This window comes from Planomonospora parontospora (genome assembly GCA_014647935.1).
In the GTDB taxonomy this organism is placed as follows: domain Bacteria; phylum Actinomycetota; class Actinomycetes; order Streptosporangiales; family Streptosporangiaceae; genus Planomonospora; species Planomonospora parontospora.
This window is the reverse complement of sequence record BMQD01000011.1, coordinates 64,828-79,088: the sequence shown is the minus strand read 5'-3', so window position 1 is coordinate 79,088 and position 14,261 is coordinate 64,828. Positions and strand designations below refer to the sequence as shown.

At 73.4% G+C, this 14,261-nt stretch carries 15 protein-coding genes; 10 read left to right on the top strand and 5 right to left on the bottom strand.

Translation table 11 applies throughout. From position 1 onward, the window contains the following. Positions 1-109: 109 nt before the first annotated feature. Positions 110-1,297 (bottom strand): acetyl-CoA C-acetyltransferase, encoded by a 1,188-nt coding sequence (locus IEZ07_RS18305; protein ID WP_191895857.1) that lies wholly within the window; start codon positions 1,295-1,297, stop codon positions 110-112. A gap of 193 nt (positions 1,298-1,490) precedes the next feature. On the opposite strand from IEZ07_RS18305, the gene mce reads away from it, so the two are divergent. Both mce and IEZ07_RS18295 read left to right on the top strand, forming a co-directional pair. After that, positions 1,491-1,919 (top strand): methylmalonyl-CoA epimerase, encoded by a 429-nt coding sequence (gene mce / locus IEZ07_RS18300; protein WP_189238314.1) that lies wholly within the window; start codon positions 1,491-1,493, stop codon positions 1,917-1,919. Between the two features lie 282 nt (positions 1,920-2,201). After that, positions 2,202-3,488, top strand: coding sequence for a DivIVA domain-containing protein (locus IEZ07_RS18295; protein ID WP_068894881.1), 1,287 nt, complete (start codon positions 2,202-2,204; stop codon positions 3,486-3,488). Positions 3,489-3,697: 209 nt separating this feature from the next. Here the strand turns inward: IEZ07_RS18295 and IEZ07_RS18290 are convergent, their stop codons facing one another. The 4 genes from IEZ07_RS18290 to IEZ07_RS18275 all read right to left on the bottom strand — a co-directional run bounded on the left by IEZ07_RS18290 (position 3,698) and on the right by IEZ07_RS18275 (position 7,280). Continuing rightward, entirely contained in the window at positions 3,698-4,471 is a 774-nt protein-coding gene (locus IEZ07_RS18290; protein WP_239320138.1) for an alpha/beta fold hydrolase, read from the bottom strand. A gap of 194 nt (positions 4,472-4,665) precedes the next feature. Continuing rightward, complete coding sequence (locus IEZ07_RS18285; protein ID WP_191895855.1) at positions 4,666-5,379, bottom strand: alpha/beta hydrolase; 714 nt, start codon at positions 5,377-5,379, stop codon at positions 4,666-4,668. Positions 5,380-5,457: 78 nt separating this feature from the next. Further along, entirely contained in the window at positions 5,458-5,778 is a 321-nt protein-coding gene (locus tag IEZ07_RS18280) for an Rv1322 family protein (protein ID WP_191895854.1), read from the bottom strand. Beyond that, positions 5,775-7,280 carry a 3-hydroxyacyl-CoA dehydrogenase family protein gene (locus IEZ07_RS18275; RefSeq protein WP_191895853.1) on the bottom strand — a complete coding sequence of 502 codons (1,506 nt, stop codon included), beginning with the start codon at positions 7,278-7,280 and terminating at the stop codon, positions 5,775-5,777. The genes IEZ07_RS18280 and IEZ07_RS18275 overlap by 4 nt, the downstream gene beginning before the upstream one ends. Before the next feature lie 166 nt (positions 7,281-7,446). Here IEZ07_RS18275 and IEZ07_RS18270 point away from each other — a divergent pair, with 166 nt between their 5' ends. The 8 genes from IEZ07_RS18270 (at position 7,447) to IEZ07_RS18235 (ending at position 14,259) form a co-directional block, all read left to right on the top strand. Then, the gene (locus tag IEZ07_RS18270; RefSeq protein ID WP_191895852.1) at positions 7,447-7,887 is read left to right on the top strand and encodes a hypothetical protein; all 441 of its coding nucleotides are present in this window, start codon (positions 7,447-7,449) and stop codon (positions 7,885-7,887) included. Further along, a complete protein-coding gene (locus tag IEZ07_RS18265) occupies positions 7,884-8,195 on the top strand; it encodes a winged helix-turn-helix domain-containing protein (RefSeq protein ID WP_068894872.1) in 312 nt (103 codons plus the stop codon). The genes IEZ07_RS18270 and IEZ07_RS18265 overlap by 4 nt, the downstream gene beginning before the upstream one ends. Next, positions 8,192-9,070 (top strand): ABC transporter ATP-binding protein, encoded by an 879-nt coding sequence (locus IEZ07_RS18260; protein ID WP_191895851.1) that lies wholly within the window; start codon positions 8,192-8,194, stop codon positions 9,068-9,070. Before IEZ07_RS18265 ends, IEZ07_RS18260 begins: the two co-directional genes overlap by 4 nt. 34 nt (positions 9,071-9,104) lie before the next feature. Continuing rightward, positions 9,105-10,253, top strand: a complete 1,149-nt coding sequence (locus IEZ07_RS18255; RefSeq protein WP_191895850.1) for an ABC transporter permease — start codon at positions 9,105-9,107, stop codon at positions 10,251-10,253. A gap of 67 nt (positions 10,254-10,320) precedes the next feature. After that, positions 10,321-10,983: an endonuclease NucS gene (nucS, locus tag IEZ07_RS18250; protein ID WP_191895849.1), complete on the top strand. Its 663-nt coding sequence runs from the start codon at positions 10,321-10,323 to the stop codon at positions 10,981-10,983. A 174-nt stretch (positions 10,984-11,157) separates the two neighbouring features. Continuing rightward, positions 11,158-11,985: an ABC transporter ATP-binding protein gene (locus IEZ07_RS18245; protein ID WP_191895848.1), complete on the top strand. Its 828-nt coding sequence runs from the start codon at positions 11,158-11,160 to the stop codon at positions 11,983-11,985. Positions 11,986-12,076: 91 nt separating this feature from the next. Further along, positions 12,077-12,925, top strand: coding sequence for an ABC transporter permease (locus IEZ07_RS18240; protein ID WP_191895847.1), 849 nt, complete (start codon positions 12,077-12,079; stop codon positions 12,923-12,925). Next, positions 12,922-14,259, top strand: coding sequence for a sensor histidine kinase (locus tag IEZ07_RS18235; RefSeq protein WP_191895846.1), 1,338 nt, complete (start codon positions 12,922-12,924; stop codon positions 14,257-14,259). Before IEZ07_RS18240 ends, IEZ07_RS18235 begins: the two co-directional genes overlap by 4 nt. Positions 14,260-14,261 lie beyond the last annotated feature (2 nt).

Here is a 14,261-nt window from a genome sequence, read left to right as displayed (position 1 = left end):
CCTCCGTCCCGCCGGTCGTGGTGCCCCGGCGCCGCCGGAGCGGCCGCCCGGCCTTGCTGCCCTGACGCCGGCGCGGCCGGGGCGGCCGCCCGGTCTCCCATCCCGGCCCTCAGGCCGAGGGGACGCGGATGATCAGGGCGTCGCCCTGGCCGCCGCCGCCGCACAGGCCCGCCGCGCCGAGCCCGCCGCCCCGGCGCCGGAGCTCGTGGGCCAGGGCCAGGACGATGCGGGCGCCGGAGGCCCCGATCGGGTGGCCGAGGGCGATGCCGCCGCCGTTGACGTTGACCTTGTCGAGGGGGACGCCGAGCTCCTTGGCGGACTGCAGGACGACCTGGGCGAAAGCCTCGTTGATCTCCAGCAGGTCGAGGTCGTCCACCGAGAGCCCCTGCTTGCCGAGGGCGTGCTTGATCGCGTTGGCCGGCTGCGACTGCAGCGAGTTGTCCGGTCCGGCCACGTTGCCGTGGGCGCCGATCTCGGCCAGCCACTCGAGGCCCAGCTCCTCGGCTCTGGCCTTCGACATCACCACCACGGCGCAGGCGCCGTCGGAGATCTGCGAGGCGGAGCCCGCGGTGATCGTGCCGTCCTTGCTGAAGGCGGGGCGCAGCCGGCTCAGGGTCTCGGCCGTGGTGTCGCCGCGCACGCCCTCGTCGGCGGAGAAGACCACCGGGTCGCCCTTGCGCTGCGGGATCGTGACCGGGACGATCTCGTCGTCGAACACGCCGTTCTTGATCGCGGCGGCGGCGAGCTGGTGGGAACGGGCGGAGAACGCGTCCTGCTCCTCGCGGGTCAGGCCCAGGCGGGCGTTGTGCCGCTCGGTGGACTCGCCCATGGACACCTGGTCGTAGGCGTCGGTCAGGCCGTCGTGCGCCATCGAGTCCACGATGCCGGCCTCGCCGTACTTCACTCCCCGGCGCAGGCCGGGCAGCAGGTGCGGGGCGTTCGACATGGACTCCATGCCGCCGGCGACCACGACGTCGAACTCGCCGGCCCGGATGAGTTGGTCGGCCAGGGCGATGGCGTCCATCCCGGACAGGCAGACCTTGTTGATCGTCAGCGACGGCACGGACATCGGGATCCCGGCCTGCACGGCCGCCTGCCGGGAGGGGATCTGCCCCGCCCCGGCCTGGAGCACCTGGCCCATGATCACGTACTGCACGGCCTCGGGGGCGACTCCGGAGCGCTCCAGCGCGGCCTTGATCGCGATGCCTCCGAGCTCCGCGGCCGACAGGCCGGACAGGGAGCCGAGCAGGCGGCCGATGGGGGTACGAGCTCCGGCGACGATGACGGAACCAGGCATGGGAGGGGCCTTCCTGTGTCGATGGCGGCACTGCGCGTCACGGCCCGGACGGAAAGCGGCCGGATCCCCACCCTCGGCCCCTCGGAGATTCTCCACTCCTCGGTCCCGTTCACCGGCGCGCCCTCGCGGAGGACGTGACGCGTTTGCCACGATACCCATGAGTACCCGGACACCCGCCATGGAGGACGGTCCTATGTTCATGCGCATCGATCATGTGGGAATCGCCTGCCACGACCTGGAGGAGAAGATCGCTTTCTTCGAGCGGACCTTCGAGCTCACGGTGGTGGCCAGGGAGGTCAACGAGGAGCAGGGGGTCAAGGAGGCGATGCTGCACATCGCCGACGGCGAGGGCGGCGGCTCCTACATCCAGCTCCTCGAACCGCTCGGCCCCGACACCCCCGTGGGCAGGTTCCTGGCCAAGCGCGGGGAGGGGGTGCACCACGTCGCGTTCGGCGTGCCGGACGTCGAGGCGGCCCTGGGCGAGATCGGCGGCCGGGGGGTCCGGCTGCTGGACGAGAAGCCGCGCCACGGTTCCATGGGCTCCTCCATCGCCTTCCTCCACCCCAAGGACGTGGGCGGGATGCTCACCGAACTCGTCCAGGCCCCGCCGCGGCGGCCCTGACCGCGCCACGGCGGCTCCGGGCGCGGCGGCACCGGCCGCGGCGGCGCGGCCGCCCTGCCGCGCCGCGGCGGCCCCGCCCGCGGCGACCTTGACCACGCGGAACACAAGAAAGGCTCATACGTAACAAGTCACGCAGATAGTCGGAGGAGGAGGCCAACGCGGCAGCGGCGGAGTACGCTGGCGTACCACCGGACGTGGATCCCGCCCCGGCTCCCGCCTCGGATGTCCGAAACCCCCCGTCCGGCCCGTGTAGCCGTCTCGACAACCCAGGATCGAGCCTCCATGCAGTCCGACATCGACGCCCAGCTCAACAACTTCTTTGAAGACGCCCCCGCTCGGGAATTCGACGTGGTGCTCCGGGGCTATGACCGGCACCAGGTCCACGACCACCTGAAGCAGCTCGACGGGGAGTTGCGCCAGGCCCGCGAACAGCTCCAGGGCCTGCAGCGGGATCTGGCCGACTCCCAGCGCCAGCTCCAGGAGCAGGAGCGCCCGACCTACTCCGGGCTCGGCGCCCGGATCGAGCAGCTGCTCCGCCTCGCCGAGGAGCAGGCCACGGAGCTCGTCCAGGCCGCCCGCGCCGAGGCCAACGAGATCAAGGCCGCGGCCAAGGTGGAGGCCGCCGACATGCGCGCCGCCGCCGAGAACGAGGCGGCGGAGAAGCGCGCCCTGGCCACCCGCGAGGCCGACGACATGCGCGGCACCGCGGAGCGCGAGGCCGAGGAGATCCGCTCGACCGCCCGCCGCGAGGCCGACGAGCTGACCTCCACCACCGAGCGCGAGGTCGCCAAGCTCCGCGCCACCGCCGACCACGAGGTCGCCGAGAAGCGCGCCGACGCCGAGCGCGAGATCGCCAAGCTGCGCACCACCACCGAGCGCGAGGTCGCCCAGCTGCGCGCCTCGACCAAGCGCGAGCGCGACGAGATCCTCACCACCGCCAAGCGCCAGGCCGACGAGATGCGGGCCCAGGCCCAGCGGGTCCTGGAGGAGTCCGAGGCCAAGCGGGCCCAGGACGAGGCCGAGTTCGAGATCCAGCTCGCCGCCCGCCGCGAGGAGGCCGAGCGCCAGGAGGCCGAGCGCCACGCCACCGCGCAGGCCGCCACCCAGAAGCTGGTCGCCGAGGCCGAGCAGCGGGCGGCCACCGCCGAGCAGCGCGCCACCAAGGCCACCCAGCAGGCCGAGCAGACCCGCCGCGAGGCCGACACGCACGCCAAGCAGCTGCTGGCCAACGCCCGCAAGAACGCCGACCAGGTCGTCTCCGAGGCCAAGGCCAGCGCCGAGTCGATCGTCTCCGAGGCCAAGGCCGAGGCGGAGCGGAGCCGCTCGGTCGCCCAGCGCCAGGTCGACGAGCTGACCCGTCAGCGCGACAGCATCACCAGCCACCTGGCGCAGCTCCGCCAGTTGCTCGGCGGCGCGCCGCTCCCGGCCGTGGAGCCGGAGCCCGCGGTCACCGCGGCCCCCGTCAAGCCGGCCATCGCCGCCCCGTCCAACGGCAGCGCCGACAAGCCGGTCCCCGCTCCCGCCAAGGCCGAGAAGGCCGAGGACGACGCGGAGTGGTGGCAGGAGTAGCACCGCCCCCGGCTCCGGGGCATCGACGACGGCTACGGGAGAGCCTGGCGACCTTCGCGGTCGCCGGGCTCTCCTGCTGTTCTCCGCCTCCCGTACGGCCCTCTCGGGACCGGGCCGTGCCTCGCGCACCCGTTCCGCAGCGCGCGGCGTGCCGCGTGCCGCCGCGTGAGCGGCACGGGAGTCCCCTGCCCTTCAGGGCGGGGAGCAGGTCAGAGGATCCGGTCCCGCAGGAAGGCCGCGACCGCGCGGTTGAAGGCCTCGGGCTGTTCGATCGCGCTGAGGTGGCCGGCCTTCTCGATCACCGTCAGGCGGCCGTCCGGCACCGCCTCCGCCATCGCCTCGGCGTCGGAGGGCGGGGAGAGCCCGTCCTCCTCCCCCACGATCACCAGCGCCGGCACCTTGAGCCCGCGCAGGGTGCCGAAGGAGTCGGGGCGGGCGGCCATGGCCCGCTGGGCCCAGGCCACGGCGGCGGGCGGGGCCGACTGGACCAGGCCGCGGACCCGGCCGAAGACCATCGCCCGGCGCTGCCGGGTGGTCGATCCGACCAGTCCCGGGAGCACCTCTTCCACCAGGACCGAGGTGCCCCGCTCCAGGACCGCGGCGGCGATGCGCTCCCGGCCCGCCCTGGCCGCCTCGGAGTCGGCGGTCGCCTTGGTGTCGGCGAGGACCGCCCCCAGGAGCCGGTCCGGATGCCGTCGGCACAGGGCCATGGTGACGTAGCCGCCCATGGACTGGCCCCCGACGACGGCACGGTCGATCCCCTCCTCGTCGAGGAGGCGCACGACGTCGTCGGCCATCACGTCGACCGAGGGCTCGTCGTCTCCGAGCGGCGAGCCGCCGAACCCGCGCAGGTCCGGAGTGATCACCTTGCAGGTGGCGGCGAGGCCCTCGCGCTGGGCCAGCCACATCGTCGATGACATCGGGAACGCGTGGAGAAGGACGACCGGGAGTCCCTCGCCCGCCGACCGGGTGTACAGGCGCACGCCGTCCACCGTAATCCGGGACCGCCGCTCTGGCACCCCCTGACGCTTGACGGGTCGCATACCCGGCCGTCGGCGGCCACCCGCCCGGGGTCGCCGCGGCGCGCTCCCGGACGGACGAGCCCCGCGGCGCGCTCCCGGACGGACGGGCGGGCCGCGCGCCCCGGCGGCCTCGTCACGCGGGGACCGGCGGGGACCTACGCCCCGGCGACCTCGGTGGGCAGGGGGTGGGCGGCGGGGTTCACCCGGCGGACGATCTCGTCGAACACGATCCGCACGTACGGCTCGCCGACCCACAGGTGCTTGGCGCCGTCCACGCCGACGACCTCGGCCTGCGGGACCCGGGCGAAACGGCGGCGCGCCTCCTCCGGCCGGAGGTAGTCGTCGAGCTCCGGGACCAGGGCGGTGAGCGGCCGCCCGAACGCCGCCCACGCGTCGAGGTCGGCGTCGGTGGCCCGGTGCAGCGGCGGCGAGAGCAGGATCGCCCCCTGCACCGCCGGGTCGTGCCCCCACTTGAGCGTCAGTTCGGTGCCGAAGGACCAGCCGACCAGCCACGGCCGGGGCAGGTCGTGGAACTCGGCGTACTCCAGCGCGGCCGCGACGTCGAACCGCTCGCCCTCCCCGTCGGCGAAGGCACCCTCGGAGGTGCCCCGTTCGGAAGAGGTGCCGCGGGTGTTGAAGCGCAGCACCGCCAGATCCGCCAGCGCGGGCAGCCGGTTGGCGGCCTTCTTGTAGAGGTGGCTGTCCATCATGCCGCCGTGCGTGGGCAGCGGGTGCAGGCAGACGAGCGTGGCCGCCGGGGGGCGCTCCGGCGGGAGGGCCAGCTCGCCGACGAGGGTCAGCCCGTCACCGGTGTGCAGCTCGATCGGCTCGCGCCGCGCGGGCAGGACCGTAGAGGCCCGGATCTCCATCGTTCTCCTTCTTCACGGCCGGTGGGCCCAGGACTCCGCGACCGGTGGACCCGGGACGCGTCCGGCGCCCGCCGGCCCTCAGTATCGGCTCCGGCCGGGGCCGCGCCTGGTCCGGTTGCGCCAGCAGGCGGTGTGCCAGTGCCTGCGCTCGTCCTCCCCGCCCGCCCAGGCGGGCCAGCTCACCAGATGCGGAAGCCCCGCCCGGATCTCCTGGTCGCACCCGGGGCACCGGTAGACCTTGCCGGCCGCCGCACCGGTGACCCGGCGCACGCGCCAGTCGCCGTCCGGCCACTCCTCCACCTGGTCGACTCCGGGCACGGACCCGCCGACGGGACGGGCTCCGCCCCGGTTCCCGCCGCGGTCGAAGGGGTCCGTCCGCCGTGCCTTGCGCGGGCTCACGACGACAGGTCGCGGATGCTCCGCACACCGGCCGTGACGAGCTGGTCGAGGAGCGGTGCGGGGGCGAAGGAGGGGTCGCGGTACTCGGCGTAGAGGGCGCGCAGGCCGTCGCGGACGGTCTCCAGGCCCAGCCGGTCGAGCATCTCGAACGGCCCGGCCGGGTAACCGCAGCCCAGCCGCATCGCCGTGTCGATGTCCTCCATCGAGGCGTAGCCCGACTCGTACATCCGCACGGCGTCGTTCAGGTGGGGATGGAGCAGCGCCCCGACCACGAACCCGGCCCGGTCCCGGCAGGACACGGACGTCCGGCCCAGGATGCGCAGCAGGCCCCGGGCCACCTGGGCGGCGCCGGGCGAGGTGAGCACGGTGGAGGCGACCTCCGCGACCTGGTCGCCGACCAGGTTGAGGCCGACCAGGCGGGCCGGGTGCGGGAGCCGTACGGCCTGCTCGATCACCGGGGTGCGGGAGACGGCGACGACCAGGTCGGCCTCCTCGACGGGGGTGGTCTTGAAGCCCGCCGCGGAGAGCCGCTCGGCGAACGCCTCCGCGGCTCCGTCCGCCGCGCCCGTCCCGTTCGCGGCCGTCCCGCCGACGACCGCGACGGTGCTCGCCGACGGCTTCTCCTCGGCGGAGGGGTTCGCGGGCGGTTCCTCACCGTGGAAGCCGCGCCCGGACTTGCGGCCGAGCAGCCCGGCGGTGACGAGCTCGCGCAGGACCGGGGCCGGGGCGTGGCGGCGCTCGCGGCTCTCCCGGAACAGCGCCTCGCAGATCTCGTACGAGGTGTCCAGCCCGATCAGGTCGAGCAGGGCGAAGGGGCCCATCGGGAAGCCCGCTCCGAGCCGCATCGCGGTGTCGATGTCGTCGCGGGTGGACAGGCCCTGCTCCAGCAGTGCGGCCGCGTGGTTGAGGTAGGGCAGCAGGAGCCGGTTCACCACGAATCCGGCGCGGTCCGCGACGGTCACCGGCGTCTTGCCCAGGCGGCGCGCGAGCCCGGCCACCTCCTCGGCCAGCCCGTCCTCGGTGCTCACGGTGCGGACCACCTCGACCAGCCGCATGACCGGCGCCGGGTTGAAGAAGTGCATGCCGACCACCCGGCCGGGCCGGGTGGTGGTGGCCGCGATCGCGGTGACGGAGAGCGAGGAGGTGTTGGTGGCGAGCACCGCGGAGGGCTTGCAGACCCGGTCGAGGTCGGTGAACAGGGCCCGCTTGAAGTCCATGACCTCGGGGATGGCCTCGATGACCAGGTCGCAGTCCGACAGGTCCTCCAGGGAGGTGGTGAAGGCCACCCGGCCGAGGATCTCCGCCCGCTCGGCCTCGGTCAGCCTGCCGCGCGACAACGCCCTGCCCGTGGAGCCATCCAGGTGGCCCCGGCCGCGCTCCAGCGCCCCGGGGTCGGTCTCCACGCCGACGACCGCGATCCCGGCACGGGCGAACACCTCGGCGATCCCCGCCCCCATCGTGCCGAGGCCGACCACGCCGACCGTCTCAAAGGTGCTGGCCATCCCTCTCCCCATCACGCGCGCGGACCGCTCATCGGCGGGGCTCGACGGCCCCGTGCCCTCCAGTCTCCCAGAGAGGTGCGACCCGACCCAAAACCCGGGTACGGAAAATACTTGAACGGCGGTTGAGTACTAGCTACTGTTTGAGTACGTGAGCAGAGGAGGAGTGATGGAAGAGAGGTTCACCCCCAGGGACGCCCTGCGGCGGATCGAAGAGGCGGAGCGACGGGTGCGGCGGCCCGTGCGCACGGCCGGCTGGACCTTCGTGGCCACCGGATTCGGCACCATGCTCTACTGGCCCGCCATGTTCCTCGGCCCGACGTGGGCGCAGGCCGTCGCGGGCGTGGCCTGGGTCGCCCTCACCATCGCAAGCACCTTCTACCTCGGGAGCCTGCGGGTCCAGGACGCCGAGGTCGCCTGGGTCAACCGGCCGACCTCCCCGGTCTCGGTCGCCTACGTGGCCTCCGTGCTGGTCACGTTCCTCTTCGGGATGCTCTTCCGGCCGGAGGACCCCGGCGCCGGGTGGGCCGCGGCGCTGATCGCGCTGGCGGTGCTCTCCGGTCTCCCCGCCCTCTACGGCGGCCGGCGGATCCTGCGGGCGGAGCGGTGAGCGACGGTTCGCATCCGCGCCACGACCTGGACGACGTCATCCACGCCCCGGTCCGGCTGTCGATCATGGCCGCGCTGGCCGCCGCCGAGAAGGCGGAGTTCCGCCTTCTGCGCGACACGATCGAGGTGAGCGACTCCCTGCTCTCCAAGCACATCCTCACCCTGGAGGAGGCCGGCTACGTCGAGGTGGAGAAGGTCTTCGTGGGCAAGCGCCCGCGCACCTGGCTCTCCCTCACCGACGACGGGCGGCGCGCCTTCCGGGATTATGTCTCGGTGCTGAAACGACTGACGGAAGGGCTTTCCGAGTGATCGAGATCGACGACCTGCACAAACGCTACGGGGACAAGACCGCGCTCGCGGGCGTGTCCTTCTCCGTGAAACCGGGTGAGATGTTCGGCTTCGTGGGCGCCAACGGCGCGGGCAAGACCACCACGATGCGCATCCTCATGGGCGTGCTGACCGCCGACTCCGGCCAGGTGCGGTGGAACGGCGGGCCGCTGGCCTTCGCCGACCGGCGCAGGTTCGGCTACATGCCGGAGGAGCGCGGGCTGTACCAGAAGATGAAGGTCGCCGAGCAGGTCGAGTACTTCGGCCGCCTCAACGGCCTGGCCCCGGCCGCGGCCCGGAAGGCCACCGCGGACCTGCTCGAACGGCTCTCGCTCACCGATCGGGCCGGTGACGAGGTGGGCGCGCTCTCCCTGGGCAACCAGCAGCGGGTCCAGCTCGCCGTCGCGCTGGTGCACGAGCCCGAGGCGCTGGTCCTGGACGAGCCGTTCTCCGGTCTCGACCCCATCGCCGTCGACGCGCTCGCCGAGGTGCTCGTCGAGCGGCGCCGCGCCGGCGCGCCGGTGCTGTTCTCCAGCCACCAGCTGGACCTGGTCGAACGGCTGTGCGACGCGGTCGGCATCATCTCGGCCGGGCGCATGGTCGCCAGCGGCACGGTCGGGGAGCTGCGGGCCGGGGAGGGGCGCGGTGTGCTGAGGGTGGTCGTCCGCGAGGCGGCCCCCGGCTGGACCGCGGGCCTGCCCGGCGACCTCGCCGCGAACGGCGACGAGGTGCTCTTCACCGGTGTGGACGGCGACGGCCAGGAGATCCTGCGGGCCGCCACGGCGGCGGGCAGGGTCGAGCACTTCGGCTGGGAGCGGCCCTCGCTCACCGAGATCTTCCGGGAGGCCGTCGCATGAGCCTCCCCCACGACGACTTGAGGACGGTGCGCCGGTGAACGGACTGTGGCTGGTCGCGCGGCGGGAGATCGTCACGCGCGGCCGTACGAAGGGGTTCATCGCCGGGCTGGTGGTGAGCGCGGTGCTGGTCGGCGCGTTCGCCTTCCTGCCCAAGGTCTTCGACGGGCCCGACTCCTACGCGGTGGGCGTCGTCGGCTCCTCCGCGCTGCAGCCCGCGCTCACCTCGACGGCGGGAGAGACGGAGGTCACCACCAGGCCGTTCGCCGACGAGGCGGCCGCGCGCAAGGCGGTCCTCGACGGCGACGTGGACGCGGCCGTGGTGGACGACCGCCGGGTGCTCGCCGACGGCGAGGTCGACCGGGAGCTCGGCGCGCTGCTGGAGAGCGCGCACCGGACCGCGCAGACGCAGAAGCAGCTCGCCGACGCGGGCCTCGACCCGGCCAAGGTCGGCCAGGCGATGCAGGTCGCCCCCCTGGAGCAGGTGTCCGTCGGCGCCGACACCCGCTACGCGGCCGCCCGCACCGGCATCGCGACCATCGTGGTCTTCGTGCTGTTCTTCCTGATCTTCCAGTCGGCCATGTTCGTCGCCATGGGCGTGGTCGAGGAGAAGGGCAGCCGCATCGTGGAGATCCTGCTGACCTCCATCCGCCCCTGGCAGCTGCTCGGCGGCAAGGTCCTCGGCCTCGGCGTCCTCGCGCTGGCCAACCTCGTCGTGATCATGGTGGTCGGCCTCGGCGCCGCCGCCGCGACCGGCTTCGCCGTCGACCTGCCGCCGGGGATGGCCGGCATCGTGCTGGGCACCCTGTTCTGGTTCCTGCTCGGCTACGCCTTCTTCTCGGTGCTGGCGGCGGCGCTGAGCTCGCTGGTCTCCCGGCAGGAGGAGGTGAGCAGCGTCCTGACCCCGCTGCAGATGCTGGTCATGGTCTCCTACTTCGTGGCCTTCTTCGCCACCATGGAGCCCGGCACCGCACTGGCCCGGGTCATGTCGCTCATCCCCCCGTTCTCCTCCATGGTCATGCCGGTCCGCATGGCGGGCGGCGAGGTGCCGCTCTGGGAGATCGGCGTGGCGGCGGCGCTGATGCTCGTCGCGACGGCGGGCATGCTCGCCGTCGGCGCCCGGATCTACGAGCGCGCGGTCCTGCGCACGGGCGCGCGGGTCAAGCTCACGGAGGTGGTGCGCTGACCGGCTCCCCGGCGGCCGTCCGCTTCGCCGGGCGGCCGCCCCCTTCCGGCGGGTAGGGTTGGGGCCCATGCGGCTGGTCATCGCGCGTTGCAGCGTGGATTACGTAGGGAAGCTCACCGCCCATCTCCCGATGGCACCCCGTCTGATCTTGATCAAGGCGGACAGCAGCGTGTCGATCCACGCCGACGACCGCGCCTTCAAGCCGCTCAACTGGATGAACCCGCCGTGCAGGCTCCGCGAGGAGGACGGCACCTGGACGGTCACCCACGGCAAGACCGGCGAGAAGCTCGTCCTGACGATGGAGGAGATCCTCCACGACTCCAGCCACGAGCTGGGCGTCGACCCCGGCCTGATCAAGGACGGCGTCGAGGCACACCTGCAGGAGCTGCTGGCCGAGCACATCACCACGCTGGGCGCGGGCTACACGCTGATCCGCCGGGAGTACATGACGGCGATCGGCCCGGTGGACATCCTCTGCCGTGACGCGAACGGCGCCACCGTGGCCGTGGAGATCAAGCGACGGGGCGAGATCGACGGCGTGGAGCAGCTCACCAGATACCTGGAACTGCTCAACCGCGACCCGCTGCTGGCGCCGGTGCGGGGGGTCTTCGCCGCCCAGGAGATCAAACCGCAGGCCCGCGTGCTGGCCGCCGACCGCGGCATCGACTGCGTCACCCTCGACTACGCCGCGCTGCGCGGCATCGAGCCGGAGAACCCCACGCTGTTCTAGCCGGTACGGCCCGGCCCCCGGGTTCCTCCGTACGGCGTGCTCGGCGTCCACGGCCCGCCCGGCTCCGGGAGCCGTACGGCGTTCCGGGCGGGTGGCCGTGTCCACCGAACGGAGGACACGGCGTTCCACCGGCCGGCGGTACCGCCGGGCCCCTGCCCCGGCGAGGCTTGGGGCATGACGACGACAGCGGTGCGAGTGCGCGGCCTGGCCAAGCGGTACGGCGACGTGCAGGCGGTCGGGGGCATCGACCTCGACATCTCCCCGGGCGAGGTGTTCGCGATCCTCGGCCCAAACGGGGCCGGGAAGTCCACCACGGTGGAGATCCTGGAGGGCTACCGCAAGCGGGACGCCGGTGAGGTCAGCGTCCTGGGGGTGGATCCGGGCAGGCCCACCCGCGAGTGGCGCTCCCGGGTCGGGGTGGTGCTGCAGACCGCGAACGACATGACCGAGGCGACGGTGCGGGAGACCGTCCGGCACTTCGCCGGTTACTACCCGGACGCCGAGGACCCCGACGCGGTGATCGAGCAGGTCGGCCTGACGGAGAAGGCCGGCAAGCGGGTCCGGGAGCTCTCCGGCGGCCAGCGGCGCCGGGTGGACGTGGCGCTCGGCGTGATCGGCCGCCCCGAGCTGCTCTTCCTGGACGAGCCGACCACCGGGTTCGACCCCGAGGCGCGGCGGCGGTTCTGGGACCTGATCCAGGGTCTGGCCCACCGGGGCACCACGATCGTGCTCACCACCCACTACCTGGACGAGGCCGAGGCGCTCGCCGACCGGGTGGCGGTGATCGCCAAGGGCCGGATCGTGGCCGAGGGCGAGCCCGCGACCCTGGGCGGCCGGGCCACCGCCAAGGCCACGGTCCGCTGGGCGGGCGGGTCGCTGGAGACCGACACCCCCACCCGGGCCGTACGGGAGCTGAGCGAGCGGTTCGACGGCGAGGTCCCGGAGCTGACCGTGACCCGGCCGTCCCTGGAGGACGTCTACCTCGGCCTCATCGGAGACTGACCTCCGGTCCCCCTCCGGAGAGCGGCCCGCCGACTCCCCGCCGGACGAGTCCGGCGATCCCCCGTAGACAGACGATGGAGAACCGATTCCCATGAGCGAGACCGTCGCCCCCGCATCCGCCGCACCCGCACCCGCATCCGCCGGGCCGCCCTCCGTGATCAGGGTGGGGCTGTCCCGGGCGGCCTTCGAGACCCGGATGTTCTTCCGGGAGAAGGATGCGGTGATCTTCACCTTCTCCTTCCCGATCGTCCTGCTGGTGATCTTCGGATCGATCTTCAAGGCCGAGCTGGAGGGCACCGGCCTGAACGTCTCCCAGCTGTACGTGGCCGGCCTGATCGGCTCGGCGGCCATGACCGGCTTCCAGAACCTCGGCATCGGCATCGCGGGGGACCGCGACGACGGCACGCTGAAGCGGCTGGCCGGGACGCCGATGCCGCCCGCCGCCTACTTCGTCGGCAAGGCGCTGAACACGCTGCTCGTCTCCGCCGTCCAGGTGGCGATCCTGCTGGCCATCGGGGTGGCGATGTTCGAGCTGGAGCTGCCCTCGGCGCTCTCCGACTGGCTGACCTTCGCCTGGGTGTTCGTGCTCGGCGTGCTCGGGTCGTCCCTGCTCGGCATCGCGGTCAGCAGCCTGCCCCGGTCGGCCAAGAGCGCGAGCGCGGTGATCGCGATGCCGTTCGTGGTCCTGCAGTTCATCTCCGGGGTGTTCATCCCGATCAGCCAGCTCCCCGAGTGGGTGACCCGGGTCGCCTCGTTCTTCCCGCTCAAGTGGATGTGCCAGGGCTTCCGGTCGGTGTTCCTGGGCGACGGAGGTGCCACACTCGAACTGGCGAAATCATACGAACTCGACCGGGTCGCCCTGATTCTGGGCGCCTGGGTCGTCGGAGGGCTGGTGCTGTGCCTGACGACCTTCCGCTGGAAGGGCCGCCGCGACGGATGAGCGACGGCCCGGACGAGGCGTCCGCCCGGCGCGGACCGGCCGCGCGCCCCGCGTTCCCACTGCTGCGCCGGGGCCGGCGGCCCGCCGGTCCCGCCGGGCCGAACGCCTGGGAGTCGCTGCGCGGCTGGGAGCTGCTGCTCGCAGCCACGACGCTCCTGCCGGCCTCGTTCATCGTGCTGGAGGGTCCCCGCACCCCGGAGCACCTGCTCGCCGCGGGCCTGCTGGCCGCGGTCCCGGTGGTCTACCTCCTGCTCGGCCGGCCCGCGATCACGCGGGAGGACCGGCCGCGCGGGATCGTCTACATCGTCCTGCTCGCCGCGTTGTTCACGCCGGCCGTGCTCATCGCCCCCACGGCCACGTTCGCGCTCTTCGGCCTGTGCCCGCAGTGCTTCATGGTGCTGCGGGCCAGGCCCGCGGTGGCGGGGGTCGTCGTGTTCAACCTCGGGCCCGCGCTCCGTTTCACCCTGTCCGACGACGGCTGGGCCGGGACGTTCAACTTCCTGACCGTCACCACGATCGTGGTCTTCTTCTCCGCCGTCTTCGGGGTCTGGCTGGAGCGGATCATGGAGCAGAGCGAGGAGCGGGCCGCGCTCATCGCGGAGCTGGAGGCGCAGCGGGCCGAGGTGGCCCGGCTCTCGGCCGAGCGCGGCGCGCTGGCCGAGCGGGAGCGCCTGGCCGGGGAGATCCACGACACCCTGGCCCAGGGGTTCACCAGCATCATCATGCTGCTCCAGGCCGCCGAGGCGCAGCCGGACCCGGCCCGGCACCTGGCGCTGGCCGTACGGACCGCGCGGGAGAACCTGGCCGAGGCCCGCGGGCTGATCGCGGCCCTGTCCCCCGCTCCGCTGGACGGCTCGACGCTGGACGAGGCCCTGCGCAGGCTCACCTCGCGGCTGGGCGAGGAGACGGGGATCGAGGCGGTCGCCGTCGTCGGCGGGCGGTCGCGCCCGCTGCCGCCGCCCGCCGAGGTGGTCCTGATCCGCGCGGCGCAGGAGGCCCTGGCGAACGTGCGCAAGCACGCGGGGGCGAGCAGGGTGGACGTCCGCGCCGTCTACGGGCCGGGGACCGTGACGCTGGAGGTCCGCGACGACGGGATCGGCCTCGACCCGGAGGCCGCCGGCGGGTACGGCCTGCGCGGGATGCGCGCCCGGGCGGAGCAGGTCGGCGGGACGCTCACCCTGACCAGTGCGCCCGGTGCGGGGACCGTGCTGGCCGTGACCGTTCCCACCGGCCCGGCGGCCTCCCCGGAGGAACCGGCCCGGGCGGCCGCCGGGACCGCGGACCCGGGCGCCGCCTCCCCGGGAGCCTCCGCCCCCGCAGAACAGGGAGTGTGACC

What these genes read in the sequence shown, in the direction of transcription:
- IEZ07_RS18305 (WP_191895857.1), bottom strand. Translation starts at nt 1,297, where the DNA reads ATGCCTGGTTCCGTCATCGTCGCCGGAGCTCGTACCCCCATCGGCCGC.
- mce (WP_189238314.1), top strand. Translation starts at nt 1,491, where the DNA reads ATGTTCATGCGCATCGATCATGTGGGAATCGCCTGCCACGACCTGGAG.
- IEZ07_RS18295 (WP_068894881.1), top strand. Translation starts at nt 2,202, where the DNA reads ATGCAGTCCGACATCGACGCCCAGCTCAACAACTTCTTTGAAGACGCC.
- IEZ07_RS18285 (WP_191895855.1), bottom strand. Translation starts at nt 5,379, where the DNA reads ATGGAGATCCGGGCCTCTACGGTCCTGCCCGCGCGGCGCGAGCCGATC.
- IEZ07_RS18275 (WP_191895853.1), bottom strand. Translation starts at nt 7,280, where the DNA reads ATGGCCAGCACCTTTGAGACGGTCGGCGTGGTCGGCCTCGGCACGATG.
- IEZ07_RS18270 (WP_191895852.1), top strand. Translation starts at nt 7,447, where the DNA reads ATGGAAGAGAGGTTCACCCCCAGGGACGCCCTGCGGCGGATCGAAGAG.
- nucS (WP_191895849.1), top strand. Translation starts at nt 10,321, where the DNA reads ATGCGGCTGGTCATCGCGCGTTGCAGCGTGGATTACGTAGGGAAGCTC.
- IEZ07_RS18245 (WP_191895848.1), top strand. Translation starts at nt 11,158, where the DNA reads ATGACGACGACAGCGGTGCGAGTGCGCGGCCTGGCCAAGCGGTACGGC.
- IEZ07_RS18240 (WP_191895847.1), top strand. Translation starts at nt 12,077, where the DNA reads ATGAGCGAGACCGTCGCCCCCGCATCCGCCGCACCCGCACCCGCATCC.
- IEZ07_RS18235 (WP_191895846.1), top strand. Translation starts at nt 12,922, where the DNA reads ATGAGCGACGGCCCGGACGAGGCGTCCGCCCGGCGCGGACCGGCCGCG.